Raw genomic sequence first — 15,722 nt, forward strand, 5'->3', positions numbered from 1 at the left:
GACTGTCGCAATGCAACAGGGCTCTCACCTCAAGGCAGACTGACTGTCAAAAGTGACAACCCTGTGTCAGCACCACCGACACAGTACCATCAAGATCTCGGTAAATACGCCAACGGGTCTACAGGTTGACCCTTGCGCCGGATCTCGAAATGCAGCTTGACCCGGTCAGTACCACTACTGCCCATTTCGGCAATAACCTGACCAACCTTGACCTGATCGCCTTCCTTGACCAGCAGACGGCTATTGTGCGCATAGGCGCTCAGATAGGTTTCGTCGTGCTTGATGATGATCATGTCGCCATATCCAATCAGGCCACGGCCAGCATAAACCACGGCCCCGTCGGATGCTGCTCTCACAGGCTCACCCAATTGCCCGGCAATATCAATCCCTTTATTCAAACTGCCGTTTGACTGAAACCGCGCCAAAAGCTGGCCCCGCGCCGGCCAGCTCCAGCCAGCGGCGCTGACCGCAGCGGAGGCAGCCTCTGCGGGGCGCGCTGCAGAGGCCGGCGATCGATTGGCAACAGAAGTATTACGAGAATTTTCAGCGGCGGAGGTGCTAGTCACCGACGGTGCACTTGGGACCGCAGCAGAGGCTGAGCGTGCTGGCCCAGGGGCGGCCGTGGGCCGGGGGGTGACCGGTGCAGCGGCAACGGTAGCGCCCGCCGAGCGCGAAGCTCGGCCGAGGCTGATGCGCTGACCGGGGTAAATGGTATAAGGCGCGCGCAAGTTGTTGACGCTTGCCAGCTCTTTCCAGTCCCAGCCATAGCGAAAGGCAATCTGGTAGAGCGTCTCGCCGCGCTGTACGGTGTGATGTCCGGTGGTTATTGTCTGCGCACGGGTGCCACCGCGACCGCGGTCGTCAATAGGGACGGTGCCGGAAGGCCCGGCGCATGCGGCCAGTATTGCCGCCAAAAACACGATGCCGACACCTTGTGCCGACCCAACGGCCCCATGCCGGTAACGCACACACAGCCCCATTCCTGGTTGGCTCCCGTTCAGTCTCACCCGCAATGCACACGTGCCACCTGCTCTCAGGTTGCAGCGCGCCGTCCCCACCATTCCAATAGCAACACTAATACCACGCCGAGCACCATCAATGCCATTCCGGCCTGCCAGAGAGAGGGTTCTCCGGTCAGCTCGGCATAGCGCTGTGGCAAGAGATTCAACTCCTGCAGCGGCACCCGTTCACCATGACTGTCAACCCGCCAGGTCAGGGTCTGTTTCCAGGGCCACACCTTGTTAAGCGAGCCGATCAACAGGCCCGTAAGGAAGGCCAGAGTTACACTGCGCAGGTGATTCAGCAGCCAGGATAGCAACCGCGAAAAGCACAGCAGCCCGGTTATGCAGCCCAGTGCAAACAGCCCAAGCAGGGCAAAGTCGGCACTTTTTACCGCCTGAAGAATACCGGTATATAACCCCAGTAGCAGCAAGATAAAGCTCCCGGAGATGCCAGGTAAAATCATCGCGCAGATCGCGATGCATCCGCCCAAAAACACGTTCAACGGTGTCAGGCTCAAGGCCAGCGGCGACGCCACGGTAATCAGATAGGCAAACAGGGCACCCAACACGGCAGCCATCACGGCAGCCAGATTCCAGCGCGGGATCTCGCGCCCTACCAGATAGACCGAGACCAGAATCAGACCGAAGAAAAACGACCAGACCAGCAAACCGTGATGCGTCAGCAGGTAGGTTATCAGCCGGGCAAGGGTAGCAATGCTGCAGACAATACCGGCCAGCAGCGTGAGTAGAAAGGCACCGTCGATGGCCCTCCAGGTATCGGCAAAGCGGCCACGCAACAGCCACACCAGCTTGTTTGGCGTGCAGGCGGCAATCGCGGCCAGCAGGCGATCATAAATACCGGATATGAAGGCAATTGTGCCGCCCGAGACGCCCGGAACAACATCGGCCGCCCCCATGGCGACACCACGGAGAAAGATCAACAGAAATGCCTTCACACAGACGTCCTTAAAGACAGAATCAGGAATGGATAGCGCCGGCCAGCAGCGGCACGAAGCGCACAGGTTCGACCTGCTGATAGGTGAATTCGTCGCCGTGACGAACAACCAGCATCAAATGCTGCTCGTGCTCGCCAACCGGAATGACCAGGCGACCACCGTCGGCCAGCTGACCGAGCAGCTCCGGCGGTATCTCGGCCGGCGCCGCAGTGACCAGGATGGCGTCGTAGGGGCCATATTGCGGCCAACCCCAGTTACCATCCGCATGACGAAACACCACATTACGTACGTCGATGTCTCGGAGCACGCGCTTGGCACGTTCCTGCAGCGGCAGAATACGTTCAACGCTGAAGACCCGCTCAACCACCTTGGCCAGAATGGCTGTCTGGTAACCGGAGCCGGTACCGACCTCCATCACCTTGTCCAGCGGCCCGCCACCGAGCAGCAGTTCGGTCATGCGGGCCACGATGTAGGGCTGCGACAGGGTCTGATTGTGACCGATCGGCAATGCCGTATCTTCGTAGGCCCGGTGCGACAGCGCTTCATCGACGAAAAGGTGGCGAGGCGTGCGGCGAATGGCTTCGAGCACGTGCAAATTACGAATACCTTCTTCAAATAACCGCTCAAGCAGGCGCTCACGTGTGCGCTGCGAGGTCATGCCGATGCCGGCACGGTAAAGGTCGTCGTGTCCCATGCTCAGCCCAATCCGTCCAGCCAGCTCTCCAGGTGGTCGAACACCTCGTACAGGGTCTTGTCGACACGCAGAGGCGTAACCGACACATAACCCTGCATGACGGCATGGAAGTCCGTCCCTTCACCACCGTCCTCGGCATCACCGGCCACTGAAATCCAGTATCCCTCCTTGCCACGCGGGTCAACCCACTTGACCGGTTTGGCGGCACGCGCACGGTGGCCCAGACGGGTCAGGCGAATGCCCTTGATCTGCTCAAGCGGCAGATTGGGAATATTGACGTTAAGCACCGTACGCGGCGGCAGATCAAGCTGATCATGAGCCTCGACCATCTGCCGGGCGAAGTAGGCTGCCGCCGGCAGGTTATCGGTTTGTCGGCCGGTCAGAGAGAATGCCATGGCAGGACGAGACAGAAAGCGCCCTTCCAGCGCCGCAGCGACAGTGCCGGAATACAACACATCGTCGCCAAGGTTGGCGCCGAGGTTGATTCCTGCCACCACCATATCAATGCTGTCTTCATACAGCGCATTGAGGCCCAGATGCACGCAGTCGGTCGGGGTTCCGTTGATACCGATAAAGCCGTTTTCCAGGGTGAACGGCCTCAGCGGCCGGTCCAGACTGAGCGCGCTGCTGGCGCCGCTACGGTCCTCCGCTGGAGCAACCACCACACAGTCGGCATAATCGGCCAGCGCACCGTGCAGGGCTTTGATACCCGGCGCCAGCACACCATCATCATTGGCAATCAGAATACGCATCAGTTTTCCGTTTCCAGCCCGCCACCGGGAACACTGGAGAGTTCCAGCAGCTCGTGCAGCAACGCCGTGGCGAAGCAGCCGGTAGGCAGGGTAAATTCCAGTTCGAGACAATCGGTGGACGGATAATGCCACGTAAGCCCCTGAATGGGGAGGCGTAAAATCCGTCTCGCCTGCTCCAGACCAGCCCGTTCGAGCCAGGCGGCCAGTTCCGGTTCTGCCGCCGCAACCTGCTGCTCAAGCTGCGCCGTGGCGCCGGTACTGGCCAGCTCACCGCTCCCCCAAAGCGAGGCGGTTGGGTGCAGGTCCAGCGCCGCCGGGCGAGGGTCGTCAGCAGCCAGTTCACTGGCCGGAAACTGACTTCGACTGTTGGTAAAGGCCAGGCAGTCGCCTTCCAGAATGCGGTTCCAGCTGCCATCGGTCACCCGCCTGGCGAGCATCCGATTGAACAGCAGACTGCGCGCCGTCGACAGCAGCCGCGAGCGTGTTCCGCGAGCCGGCGGGTAGCCGCCCTGCCCGGCCCAACGGCGGGCATCGTACAGATTGCTGCCGTCGCGGCCGAAGCGCTGCGGGCCGAAATAGTTGGGTACACCCTGAGCGGCGACAATCTGCAGCCGCTCTTCCAGCTGCGACTGATCGGCAACCAGGTCAGTGAGGCGAATAAAGAACCCGTTGGCACTGTGAGCGCCGCGCTGCAGCTTGCGCTGATGGCGCGCCTGCTCGAGACAACGCAGTTGATCGTTCCAGAGCGCGCTGAAATCCGGATCGGCGCGCCCCGGCAGTTGCAAGCTGAACCACTGACGGGTTACTGCCTGACGGTCCTTCAACCCGGCGTAGCTGACGTTACGCAGCGAAATACCGGCCGCGCGGGCCAGCTGCCTGGCGACTTCTTCGGTATTCAGGCCGCGCTTCTCCAGCAGCAACCAGAGGTGCTCTCCTGACCCACTGAGTGCGATGTCCAGCACTTCGGTGACGCGGAAATCGTCAGGCGTTGCCTTCAGCGTTGCCCGACCGCAACTGTCACCCCAGGCGCGCGGCCCCAGCAGCGTCTCAGACATCGGCCAGCAACAGGGCCACCGCGTGTACGGCTATCCCTTCCTCACGACCGGTGAAACCGAGCTTTTCAGTGGTGGTTGCCTTGACGTTGACCTGATCCAGCGCCACGCCCATATCAGCCGCGATCTGCTCACGCATCAGCGGGATATGCGGCGCCATCTTCGGGCGCTGGGCGACGATGGTGGCGTCAACGTTACCCACCTTCCAGCGGCGCTCGCGCAACAGACCCATGACGTGGCGGAGAAGCACGCGGCTGTCGGCACCCTTGAACTCGGGATCGGTATCCGGGAAGTGCTGACCGATATCACCCAGTGCTGCAGCACCAAGCAAGGCATCGGCCAGCGCGTGCAGCAGCACATCACCGTCGGAGTGGGCAACCAGCCCACGCCCGTGCGGTATGTGGACGCCACCCAAGGTGATGAAGTCGCCTTCGCCGAAGCGATGAACGTCGTAGCCGTGGCCAATGCGCATGTGGTGTCTCCCGTCAGTCGATGGCGGCGATTCTACCGCCTCGACATGACTAGGGACAGGTCGGGCCGGCTTGCCGGATTGCTAGAGCCCCAGCGCCGCCGCGTGATGACGCAGATGATCATCGATAAAGCTGGCGATGAAGTAGTAGCTGTGGTCGTAGCCGGGCTGACGACGCAGTGTCAGTGGGTGACCCGCTGCCGCTGCCGCCGCTTCCAGCGCTTCGGGCTTGAGCTGTTCAGCCAGGAAGTTGTCGGACTCGCCCTGATCAACCAGCAGCGGCAGTCGTTCGGTCGCCCCGGCCAGCAGCTCGCAGGCGTCCCACGCCTTCCAGGCGGCTTTGTCGTTGCCCAGATACTGCCCCAGTGCCTTATGACCCCAGGGGCAGTCGCTCGGGTTGGTGATCGGTGCAAACGCCGAAACAGAGCGATAGCGCCCCGGATTCTTCAGCGCACAGATCAGCGCCCCGTGGCCGCCCATCGAGTGGCCGCTGATTGAGCGCTGATCCGACACCGGGAAGTGCTCTTCGATCAGAGCCGGCAACTCCTGTACCACGTAGTCATACATGCGGTAGTGCTGCGCCCAGGGCTGCTCGGTGGCATTGACGTAAAAGCCGGCACCCAGACCGAAGTCATAGGCGCCCTCGGCGTCATCCGGCACGCCTTCGCCCCGCGGGCTGGTGTCCGGGGCAACGATGACCATGCCCAGCTCGGCCGCCAAGCGCTGCGCACCAGCCTTCTGCATGAAATTTTCATCGGTACAGGTCAGCCCCGACAGCCAGTACAGCACCGGCAGCGGCTTGCCCTGATCCGCCTGCGGCGGCAGGTAAATACCGAACACCATATCGCAGTGCAGCACCTGGGAGCGGTGACGATAACGCTTCATCCAGCCGCCAAAGCTCTTGTTGGCGGAGACCAGTTCAATGTCGTTCATAAGAAACCTCCGGTTTCAGCTGCAAGCTGCAAGCTGCAAGCTGCAAGCTGCAAGCTGCAAGCTGCAAGCTGCAAGCTGCAAGCTGCAAGCTGCAAGCTGCAAGCGTAATCAGAATTAGCTCGGCGGTCGGACCGTCAAGTGTTTTCCACACGCTTATCTGCCATTCGTTGCTTCAAGAAAATCCGCGCAATTCGATACCACTTGGTTTTGCTTGAAGCTTGAGGCTTGAAGCTTGCGGCTGCCTCAAAAATGGATGACTGTCCGAATGCTCTTGCCTTCGTGCATCAGTTCAAAGGCTTCGTTGATCTGCTCCAGACCCATGGTGTGGGTGATGAAGCTGTCCAGCGGGATTTCGCCTTTCTGGGATTTCTCGACGTAGCTCGGCAGTTCGGTACGGCCCTTGACGCCACCAAAGGCGCTGCCGCGCCAGACGCGACCGGTGACCAGCTGGAACGGGCGGGTGCTGATCTCGGCGCCGGCCGGTGCGACGCCGATGATGGTGGATTCGCCCCAGCCCTTGTGGCAGCACTCCAGCGCCGCGCGCATAAGCTGTACATTGCCGATGCACTCGAAGCTGTAATCCACGCCGCCGTCGGTCATGTCGACGATCACTTCCTGAATCGGTTTGTCGTAATCCTTCGGATTGACAAACTCATGCATGCCCAGCTCACGGGCAATACCTTCCTTTGCCGGGTTGATATCGATACCAATGATGCGGCTGGCACCGGCCATCTTGGCGCCGATGATGGCGGCCAGACCGATACCGCCCAGACCGAAGATGGCAACCGTTGAACCGGCCTCCACCTTGGCAGTGTTCAGTACTGCGCCGATACCGGTGGTAACGCCACAGCCCAGCAGGCAGACTTTCTCCAGCGGTGCTTCCTTGGGAATCACGGCAACCGAGACCTCCGGCAGTACGGTGTACTCGGAGAACGTGGAGCAGCCCATGTAGTGGTAGACCGGCTCGCCGTTATAGCTGAAGCGGCTGGTGCCGTCGGGCATCAGGCCCTTGCCCTGGGTGGTGCGCACCGAGCTGCACAGGTTGGTCTTGCCGGACTTGCAGAATTTGCACTCGCGGCATTCGGCGGTATACAGCGGAATCACGTGATCGCCGACCTTCACCGAAGTCACGCCCTCACCGACCGCTTCGACCACACCGCCGCCCTCGTGACCGAGAATGCAGGGAAATACGCCTTCGCTGTCCTGACCGGACAAGGTGTAGGCATCGGTATGGCAAACACCGGAGGCAACAATGCGAATCAACACCTCGCCAGCCTGCGGCGGCGCAACGTCCACTTCAACAATCTGCAGGGGTTCATTCGGCGCAAAGGCTACGGCGGCCCGGGACTTGATCATGGGATTCTCCATTGGATGACGGAAGTACAGGCTGGCAAGTGTAGTAGAGAGCTGTTTCGTGGATAATCACCCATCAGAAAAAACATTATTGCCCCACAGGGATAATCCATGAGCGACTGGGAAGGTATCGACGAATTTGTCGCCGTAGCCGAGACTGGACACTTCACTGGCGCTGCCGCTCGCCTGGGTGTTTCCTCATCCCATGTCAGCCGCCAGATTGCCAGACTGGAAGACCGCCTGCAGAGCCGCCTGTTCTATCGCAGCACTCGCCGCGTCAGCCTGACCGAAGCCGGCCAGACCTTTTTGCAACACTGCCAGCGGCTGATCGACGCCCGAGACGAAGCCCTGCAGGCCATCACCGACCTGGGCAGCGAGCCCAAAGGGTTGCTGCGCATGACCTGCGCGGTGGCCTATGGGGAGAGTTTCATCATGCCGCTGGTCAATGACTTCATGCAGCAGCACCCCCAGCTGCGGGTCGAGATGACGCTGACCAACCAAACCCTGGATCTGCTGCACGGTAGCTACGACCTGGCCATTCGTTTGGGCCGGCTGCAGGACTCAAGCCTGATCGCCACACGTATTGCGCCGCGGCATATGTACCTATGCGCCGCACCGTCCTATCTGGAACGTTTTGGCGCACCGCACAGCCTGTCGGAACTGCCGCGCCACAACTGCCTGATCGGCAGCAGCGACGTCTGGTCGTTTCAACAGCGCGGTCGCGAACTGCCTGTACGCGTGCAGGGCAACTGGCGCTGCAACAGTGGTCAGGCGGTGCTGGATGCAGCCCTGCGCGGTTTTGGTCTGTGTCAGCTGCCCGACTATTACGTGCAGGAGCACCTGCGCAGCGGCTCCCTGCGAGCCCTGCTGCCTCAGCACCAACCGCCACACACTGCAGTCTGGGCACTGTATCCGCAGCAACGGCATCTTTCCCCCAAGGTACGGCAACTGGTCGATTACCTGAAGCAGGGGCTGGCCCAGCGCAGCGAATATCGCACAACGCAGCTGTAAGCCTGCGCAGTATCCGTGCGGTCCGGTAGCGGTCTGCGGTACAGTAGGCTCCAGCAATACACCAGTACATCAGGAGCAGCATGTGGCAAGCGCCCTGCGGTTAAATACCCTGCTGGGCCGCCAATTCCAGTCTGGCGACCGGCTACTCGAACATTTGCGCAACGAACTGAAACTGCTCGACGGCCTGTGCCGTACCCTGGGCGTCACCGAACTGAGCCAGTTTGTCGACACAACAGCCCTGGAACTGCAGACCGCTGTTGCCATGCTGAAGGAAGAAGGCAGCAGTGACGCCCTGCCCGAGATAGAGCCGGAGACCGGTCATATCTGGGGCATTGAAGACGTCAGCTGGCAGCCGATAGCCACTGGTATGAGCACGCTTGAGGCGCTGGAGCAACACCTGCGCAGAACCCCTCACAGCGGCTTGAACAGCGCGAAAGTACGCGATCTGCTGGACGAGCTGAGCTACTGCACCACTCTGCTGGCACCGCTGGAGATTGAGGGCGGACAGTTCCACCTGGCCCTGGACGATCTGAGTCCGGGCACCGTGCCGGCGTAACACGGCGCCGGCACGGCCCATACCCTACTCGAACGGGGGCAATGCCGCACCGGCCACCGGCTTGTTTGCCGCGGCCCAGGCATCAAAGCCGCCCAGAATCGACAGGACTTCCAGGTAGCCCATCTCCTGCAAGGCGCTGGCGGCAAGCGCCGAGCGGCCGCTGTTCTTGCAGTAGAGCACCAGCTTCTGATCGCGGGACGACAGCACAGGATCATTACTGAGCCGAAATTCCAGCAACCCACGGGGAATATTGATTGCGCCTGGAATATGGCCAGCCTGAAACTCGTCCGCCTCGCGCACGTCGATCAGCACGTCAGCAGCCTGAATGGCGGCATCCGCTTCCGTCAGGTCAACCTCTTTGATATGCGCCTTGGCGGCGGCTACCAGGTCATGGGCTGTTTTCATAGGTCACTCCAGTAGGTTGAGCATGGCAGACTCAAGCCCGCAGAGACCGCACCGGCAACAGCGGGTAGCTGCATGCCAGGCCCCCGCGGCAAACAATTAAGAAAAATATAAACTTTATTTTCATTCTATGCATAGCACAAAAAGAAATAAGAAGTTCACCGCCACAGACCGGCCTGAGAAACTGTCTGAAAACCCGCGCTATCCCTGACCAAGCAACCCGGCGATGCGCTTCCGTGTCTCCGCCATCAGCTCAGGTAACTGCTCGCGATCATAGCTGCCCGCGTCCAGTGGTTCACCGATGTGTACAGACACCTGCTGCCCGAGATTGAAACGCCAGCTGCGCGCGGGCAGCACGTTGTGAATGCCACGGATGGCGACCGGGACGATGATCGCGTCGGTATCCAGTGCGAGATGAAAGCAGCCTTTCTTGAAGGGCAGCAACTCGGCAGTCCGAGAGCGGGTGCCCTCAGGCGCGGCCCACAGCACAATGCCCGACTCCATCATCTGCCGTGCGCGTGACAGATCGGCGAGCGCCCGCTCCCGATTGTGGCGATTGATCGACGGAAACTCCGCCAGCCGCATGGTCACCCCGAGAACTGGAATACGGTATAGCTCTGCCTTGGCCAGCATGCGAATGGAGCCAGGCAGGGCAACAAAGCTGACCGGAATATCGTAGTGGCTGGCGTGGGTACAGAGCACCATATAACGGCGGCCATCGGAGAAGTCCGGCGCCTTGCCAAACACAGTCACCTGCAATCGAACCAGACGCAGCAGCTTGCTGGCCCAGCCCCGCGTATACCGATCAACGCGGGCGCGATCCAGACGACGAAAGGCCGCTCGCCACAGCACATCCAGACAATATCCCAGGGTAACAAGCACGGAGCCGACCACCACACCAACGCGGCGCAGCAGAGTGGCAGATTCAGCAACGGGCGACAGACTCAGCATGACAACTCTCTAGTTATGACGCCGCGAGCGGCGGACGCGATCAGGTCGCACAGAGTGCCACAACTGCATTATCGGTGGTCAAGCATCGGCTAACAGTCCCGCTCATCAATTAACCCCCAGTCACGCAACTGGGCGAGACAACCCGCCACGTCGACCTGATCACGCTGCGCATCGTGCAGAAACAGCTGCGCGTACTGTTCGTGCACACCGGTGCGCAAAAACAATGCCAGCAGGACCGCATCAATATGCCGGTCCTTCGCCATGAACAGCATGATTCTGACGGCTTCAGACAGGGTCTTGGCCGGTTTGTAGGGACGATCGCCCGCTGTAAGCGCCTCAAAAATATCGGCAATGGCCAGCACCCGATCCTGCACTGACAGCTGATCTTCGTCGAGCCGACGTGGATAGCCAGTGCCATCCAGCTTTTCATGGTGCGTCGCAGCCAACTCCGGCACGCTTCTCAGATGCCGTGGGAACGGTAAGGTACTGAGCATCATCAGCGTCTGCACAATATGGTCATTGATCTTGAAGCGCTCCTCGGCGGTCAGGGTGCCGCGCTGGATCGACAAGTTGTAGAGTTCTCCGCGGTCGAAGCTGTACTCGGGCGGGTCCATATCAAAACCCCATCTGTTACGCGGATCATCCTTGGCCACCGGCGGTTTCCGGTCACCCCAAGGCACCTTGTGCTCGGGCTTGTCGCTGATCAGGTGCTCCACTACCGGCAGTGCTGGCGCAGGCACGCCCTCGAGTCGCTTCAACTCCTCATGGGACAGACCCAACCGGTCATCGAAGTGCCTGGTCCAGGTCTGCTCGGCAATCCTGCCCAGCCGTTCTATGTCCTCCTCTTGCATGAACTCGCCACCAACATTGGCCCTGGCGACCTCGGCAAACTCTGCCTGCAGCCGTTCATGGGTTTGCGCCAGCTCGATCGCCAGTTCGTGCTCATCACGGCCGTCGACACGCCCTTGCCAGTAGCGAATTTCGGCGTCACGCCATAGCACCTCGAAGCGGGTTCGAAGTTCATGAATTCGGTTGTAGAGCGTCTCCAGCTTGGTTGCCTTGTCGACAACATATTCCGGACTGGTGATCTTGCCGCAGTCATGCAGCCAGGCGGCGATACGAAACGCATAGAACTCCTCTGCGTCCATCGAGAAGCCCGCAAGCGATCCGTTATCGGCCCCAAGCGCGCGATTGATCAGCATTTCCGCCAGCTGTGGAACCCGGTCACAGTGCCCGCCGGTATAGGGAGACTTGGCGTCAATCGCCGTAGCCAGCAGGCGGATGATCGATTCCAGAAGGTGCTGCTGGCCCTCAAACAACTGGCGCGTTTCAATCGCTACGGCCAGCGTCCCGGACAAGCTGTCCAGAAACTGCCGAAGGCTCTTCACGGCCGCCGCCGGCAAAGCGGGAGACACCTCCAGTGCCAGCACCCCCAGCAGCGCCTCCTGGCGATCACGCAGCGCCAGGGTCAGATAGCGATGCTCACGATCAAGGCGGGTCGACAGCACGCGGGCGGGGTCGGACCGCAGCGCCTCATCCAGTTTCAGCGACTGCGGGTAATACTCACTGTTGATGCCGGTGGCCAGAATCAGCTCGCCGCTGTCCTCCTCGTACAGAAACACGGCACCACCGCGCCCCTTGGCCATCTCGATAAGATTCTCCAGCACCACATCCAGCATGCGCTCCAGTCGTGTTTCACGACTCAGGGCCAGCGATATCTGCTGAAAGTGGTGAATCGCACCAGCCATGCGCCCCAGCACCCCACCCAGATCGCTCACTTCACGGATACGCGAGCGCACTCTGATGCTTTGACTGAAGTCCATGTCCGCCAGCTTGCCAACCTGCTCAGACAGCGCCTTTAGCGGCCCGCCCAGGCGCTGACCCAGCGCCCAGCCGATCATGACCAGAAGCAACATCATCAGCAGTGCCAGCATCGCCTGCTGCTTCAGAATAGAAATGACACCGGACAGCAACTCCCTGGCGGGAATAGCGATCAGAACCCGCCCCAGGTCTTCGGCGAGACGGGTCAGCGGCAAGCTGATCACGTACCAGTCACCATCATCCCGCGACAACAGCTGCACTTGCGAGAAGCCCGTCCGCATGGCTGCCAGCTCGCTGAGCACCGGTACCTGCAGCTCCTCAAGCGTCGCCAGCCGGGGCGCATCTGCACCCTCAAGCACAATCAGCCGTTCCAGGTCAGGGTAGGCAACAACGCGTTCGCCGCGCACGATGGCCATCTCAGTCCCCGGCGTCAGGTGCATATCCTTGACCTCAACCGCAAGATCATCCACCGCCGCATCCAGCCCGATGACCGCAGCTGTAAGCATGCTGCGCTGCGCCATCGTCAGCCCAACCTGATGGGTGGTAAAGAACAGGTAAGGTTCTGTCAGGACGACGTCGTCAGACTGTTGCGCCATCTGATACCAGGGTCGGGTCCGAGGGTCAAAGCGGTATTCGGGTACCGGCCTACTGCCAATCTGATGCAGCGACTGATCGAAAAACAGCCACCTGCCGCGCATTGCGTCACCGTCACGCTCGATAGATTGCACCAGAAAATACGTACCTGCGGGCAACTGGTATCCGTCTATCCCACCCTCCGGTACCCGGCGAGCCAGAAAGAACTCCCCATCGGGATAGCCAGCATAGACCGCACTGACGGGGCTCCCATCACGCACAAGTTGAACCAGCGCCGGCAACCTGTCGACCCGATCAGAAAGGTTGCCAGCGCTCACCAACGGATCGTGCACCAGCATTCGCAGGGCGTTTTCGCCGGGCGACAGCAACCTCTCGGCGCGCTCGTCCAGCAGCGATCCAACCTGGTTAGCCGAATCGGTCGCCGCCGCCACCAGCACGGCTCTCGCCCCCCGGTACCCCTGAAACGCCGTGACCACCAACATGGCCAGCAGGCAGACAACAATGGAGACTGCAATAAGTCCCTGAAGCGTTATCCATGGACGTGTCTTCTTCATCTGCCGCCCTTGCTCCCTGAATGGACTGCATGCTGTTGCAATAATAGGCTGAGCATAGCTCAGCGAAACCAAACCGCTGCGACTATTCAGGCCTGTCGGCAACAGACATTGTCAATCATGCATCGTACGGATATTCGTCACTTCGGCTGGTGAATACGCATGCGACAATCGCGCCATCACGGCATCGATTTGCCATAGTGTCGGCTTATGATTCTTTGGAGAGCAGTATGCAGCAGACACATCAACAGCTGATCAAGGTCAACGGCATAAGGCTTAGCGTGCATATCGCCGGCCCAGAAAGCGGCAAGCCGGTCTGGCTGCTGCACGGTTTCCCCGAATGCTGGTACTCCTGGCGCCATCAAATCGCAGCACTCGCGGCGCAGGGCTACCGCGTCTTTGCTCCCGAGATGCGCGGTTATGGCGCAACCGAAGCTCCGGAAGCGGTCGAGGCCTACGATCTGATCACCCTGTGCGCCGATATCCAGGGCGCAATGAACCATTTTGGCCATCAGCAGGTGGCCATGATCGGGCATGACTGGGGCGCACCGGTCGCCTGGCACCTGGCGCTGCTGGAGCCAGCGCGTGTCAAGGCGGTCTGCGGCATGTCGGTCCCCTTCGGCGGGCGGCCCAGGCAGCCGGCCATCAACATAATGCGCGAGGCCTACAAGGACCGCTTCCATTACATTCTCTATTTCCAGAAGCCAGGTCTTGCCGAGGCCGAGCTGGCGTCTGACATTCCGCGCACCATGCGTCTGATGATGCACGGCCTGGACAGCCAGGAGGGTGGCGCCCTGGTGCAGGACAAGCCAGCCGACGCGGCCTGGCTGGACGATTACACCGATCCGGGCAAGCCCCCTGCGTGGTGCTCGGAAGAGGCCTTCGAGGTCTACGTCAAAACCTTTGCACGCAGCGGCTTCCGCGGCCCGGTCAACTGGTATCGCAACTTTGAGCGCAACTGGGAGCGCACCGAGCCGCTGGCAGGCCGTCAGATCGAACAACCGGCGCTGTTCCTGATTGGTGACCGCGACCCGGTCGGCACCCTTGAAGCCTATACCATCAAGAAAATGCCGGGCGTGGTGCCGAAGGTTGAGCAGCACGTCATTGCCGACTGCGGCCACTGGATTCAGGCCGAGAAACCAGACGAGGTAAACAGCTTCCTGCTGCCCTTCCTGGAACGCCACTTCCCCGCAACCTGACAGGGAGACACACAATGAGCCTTTGCGACCTGAGCAATAAGCGCATCCTGCTGACCCAGGCCAGCGATTTCATGGGCCCGGCGCTGCAGCGTACGCTTGAGAACTGCGGTGCTGAGATTATCGCCGACACACGTGATTTTCTGGACCCGAAGGCGCCGCAGAAGCTGATTGCCGAAGCCGGCGAGTTCGACGTGCTGCTGCTCAACCTCGGCGTTCCTGCACCGAGCACACCGGCCGACCAGGTAGCAGACGAGGAATGGGGCCTGCTGTTTCGCCACATGGTCGATCCGCTGCCGCGCTTCGCCCGTACGGTTCTGCCTGCGATGACTGAGCGCGGCCACGGCAAGATTCTGCTGATGGGCAGCGCCTCGGCCCTGCGCGGCATGAAGCGCGCCTCCAGCTACAGCGCCGCCCGCGGCGCGCAACTGGCCTGGGTCCAGGCGGTGGGCGCCGAGGTCGCCGCAAAGGGCATTCAGGTCAATGCCATCGCGCAGAATTTCGTCGACAACCCAACCTATTTCCCCGCCGAGATCCAGGCCAACCCGGCGTTTCAGGCGCGACTGCAACGGGAAGTCCCACTCGGCCGTCTGGTGTCGGCAGAAGAAGACGCCCACTTTGCCGCCTACCTATGCTCCGACGCCGCCAACTGCTTTGTTGGCCAGGTGTTTCCGGTCTGCGGCGGCTGGAGCCATTAAGGAAAATGTTCATGCAAAGCACCATCCCGACCATCATTCGCAAGCGCTTCTGCGGACCGCCAAACAGTGGCAACGGCGGTTACGTCTGCGGCCTGCTGGCCAACGCCATGGCCGAACCCTGCCAGGTCACCCTGCACGCACCGCCGCCGCTGGATACCGAACTGCAGATTTTTCGCGACAGCGACGGTGCTCGCCTGCTGCAGGGCGACACCCTGCTCGGCAGCGCCAGACCCTACCAGCTTGAGCTGACGCCACCTGCTGCGATCAGCCTGGCCGACGCCGAAGCGGCGCGGCCACGGTTCAGCGGCTATGAGGAGCACGGGTTGCCCGGCTGCTTTGTTTGCGGGACCAACCGCTGCGAGCATGACGGACTGCTATTGCACACCGGTCCAGTGACCGGCCGCGACAGCACCGTGGCCTGCCCCTGGACACCCGACAGCACACTGGATGCAGGAGACGGTACCGTGGCGCCGGAGTTCATCTGGGCAGCACTGGACTGCCCAGGGTACTTTGCGGTCAGAGAGCATGCAGGTACCGCCCTGCTAGGCCGCTTCGCGGCGCATCTTGAACGGCCGATCAAGGTGGGAGAGCAACTGGTGGTAGCCGGCTGGGCCATTGCTCATGACGGGCGCAAGCACCAGGCCGGCACCGCCCTCTACGACGCCGCTGGCCAACCCGTAGGCTGGGCCGAAGCGACCTGGATCAGCTTGCAGAAAAAGGCCGCCTGACGCC

Annotated in this window: 16 protein-coding genes; 5 read left to right on the top strand and 11 right to left on the bottom strand. The window is 61.1% G+C overall.

Going from position 1 to position 15,722, the window contains the following annotated elements; all coding sequences use genetic code 11:
- Positions 1-89: 89 nt before the first annotated feature.
- The 8 genes from AC13EY_RS10900 to AC13EY_RS10935 all read right to left on the bottom strand — a co-directional run bounded on the left by AC13EY_RS10900 (position 90) and on the right by AC13EY_RS10935 (position 7,213).
- Complete coding sequence (locus tag AC13EY_RS10900; protein ID WP_373315110.1) at positions 90-980, bottom strand: peptidoglycan DD-metalloendopeptidase family protein; 891 nt, start codon at positions 978-980, stop codon at positions 90-92.
- A 53-nt stretch (positions 981-1,033) separates the two neighbouring features.
- Entirely contained in the window at positions 1,034-1,957 is a 924-nt protein-coding gene (locus tag AC13EY_RS10905) for a polyprenyl-phosphate transporter (RefSeq protein ID WP_228247677.1), read from the bottom strand.
- A 22-nt stretch (positions 1,958-1,979) separates the two neighbouring features.
- The gene (locus AC13EY_RS10910) at positions 1,980-2,651 is read right to left on the bottom strand and encodes a protein-L-isoaspartate(D-aspartate) O-methyltransferase (RefSeq protein ID WP_233048243.1); all 672 of its coding nucleotides are present in this window, start codon (positions 2,649-2,651) and stop codon (positions 1,980-1,982) included.
- A gap of 2 nt (positions 2,652-2,653) precedes the next feature.
- Complete coding sequence (surE, locus tag AC13EY_RS10915) at positions 2,654-3,403, bottom strand: 5'/3'-nucleotidase SurE (RefSeq protein WP_228247679.1); 750 nt, start codon at positions 3,401-3,403, stop codon at positions 2,654-2,656.
- Positions 3,403-4,458, bottom strand: a complete 1,056-nt coding sequence (truD, locus tag AC13EY_RS10920) for a tRNA pseudouridine(13) synthase TruD (RefSeq protein WP_233048244.1) — start codon at positions 4,456-4,458, stop codon at positions 3,403-3,405. Before truD ends, surE begins: the two co-directional genes overlap by 1 nt.
- Positions 4,451-4,927 carry a 2-C-methyl-D-erythritol 2,4-cyclodiphosphate synthase gene (gene ispF, locus AC13EY_RS10925; RefSeq protein WP_233048245.1) on the bottom strand — a complete coding sequence of 159 codons (477 nt, stop codon included), beginning with the start codon at positions 4,925-4,927 and terminating at the stop codon, positions 4,451-4,453. The genes truD and ispF overlap by 8 nt, the downstream gene beginning before the upstream one ends.
- An 81-nt stretch (positions 4,928-5,008) precedes the next feature.
- Positions 5,009-5,857 carry an S-formylglutathione hydrolase gene (fghA, locus tag AC13EY_RS10930; protein ID WP_269687005.1) on the bottom strand — a complete coding sequence of 283 codons (849 nt, stop codon included), beginning with the start codon at positions 5,855-5,857 and terminating at the stop codon, positions 5,009-5,011.
- A 243-nt stretch (positions 5,858-6,100) separates the two neighbouring features.
- Positions 6,101-7,213: an S-(hydroxymethyl)glutathione dehydrogenase/class III alcohol dehydrogenase gene (locus tag AC13EY_RS10935; RefSeq protein ID WP_233048246.1), complete on the bottom strand. Its 1,113-nt coding sequence runs from the start codon at positions 7,211-7,213 to the stop codon at positions 6,101-6,103.
- Positions 7,214-7,321: 108 nt separating this feature from the next.
- On the opposite strand from AC13EY_RS10935, the gene AC13EY_RS10940 reads away from it, so the two are divergent.
- Both AC13EY_RS10940 and AC13EY_RS10945 read left to right on the top strand, forming a co-directional pair.
- Positions 7,322-8,221: a LysR substrate-binding domain-containing protein gene (locus AC13EY_RS10940; protein WP_233048247.1), complete on the top strand. Its 900-nt coding sequence runs from the start codon at positions 7,322-7,324 to the stop codon at positions 8,219-8,221.
- Positions 8,222-8,303: 82 nt separating this feature from the next.
- Positions 8,304-8,777 (top strand): hypothetical protein, encoded by a 474-nt coding sequence (locus tag AC13EY_RS10945; protein WP_228247754.1) that lies wholly within the window; start codon positions 8,304-8,306, stop codon positions 8,775-8,777.
- A gap of 24 nt (positions 8,778-8,801) precedes the next feature.
- Here the strand turns inward: AC13EY_RS10945 and AC13EY_RS10950 are convergent, their stop codons facing one another.
- The 3 genes from AC13EY_RS10950 to AC13EY_RS10960 all read right to left on the bottom strand — a co-directional run bounded on the left by AC13EY_RS10950 (position 8,802) and on the right by AC13EY_RS10960 (position 13,099).
- Positions 8,802-9,182, bottom strand: coding sequence for a rhodanese-like domain-containing protein (locus AC13EY_RS10950; protein ID WP_088273595.1), 381 nt, complete (start codon positions 9,180-9,182; stop codon positions 8,802-8,804).
- 198 nt (positions 9,183-9,380) lie between these two features.
- On the bottom strand, positions 9,381-10,130 hold the full coding sequence (locus AC13EY_RS10955) for a lysophospholipid acyltransferase family protein (protein ID WP_233048248.1): 750 nt from the start codon (positions 10,128-10,130) through the stop codon (positions 9,381-9,383).
- Between the two features lie 89 nt (positions 10,131-10,219).
- On the bottom strand, positions 10,220-13,099 hold the full coding sequence (locus AC13EY_RS10960; protein ID WP_233048249.1) for an HD domain-containing phosphohydrolase: 2,880 nt from the start codon (positions 13,097-13,099) through the stop codon (positions 10,220-10,222).
- Positions 13,100-13,326: 227 nt separating this feature from the next.
- On the opposite strand from AC13EY_RS10960, the gene AC13EY_RS10965 reads away from it, so the two are divergent.
- Genes AC13EY_RS10965 through AC13EY_RS10975 form a run of 3 tightly spaced genes read left to right on the top strand, consistent with a single transcriptional unit; the run spans position 13,327 to position 15,718 of the window.
- A complete protein-coding gene (locus AC13EY_RS10965; protein WP_233048250.1) occupies positions 13,327-14,295 on the top strand; it encodes an alpha/beta fold hydrolase in 969 nt (322 codons plus the stop codon).
- A 14-nt stretch (positions 14,296-14,309) separates the two neighbouring features.
- Positions 14,310-14,990 (top strand): SDR family NAD(P)-dependent oxidoreductase, encoded by a 681-nt coding sequence (locus tag AC13EY_RS10970; RefSeq protein WP_228247239.1) that lies wholly within the window; start codon positions 14,310-14,312, stop codon positions 14,988-14,990.
- An 11-nt stretch (positions 14,991-15,001) separates the two neighbouring features.
- Positions 15,002-15,718 carry a hypothetical protein gene (locus tag AC13EY_RS10975; protein WP_233048252.1) on the top strand — a complete coding sequence of 239 codons (717 nt, stop codon included), beginning with the start codon at positions 15,002-15,004 and terminating at the stop codon, positions 15,716-15,718.
- Positions 15,719-15,722 lie beyond the last annotated feature (4 nt).

Source organism: Halopseudomonas sp. L-58, from assembly GCF_056859475.1.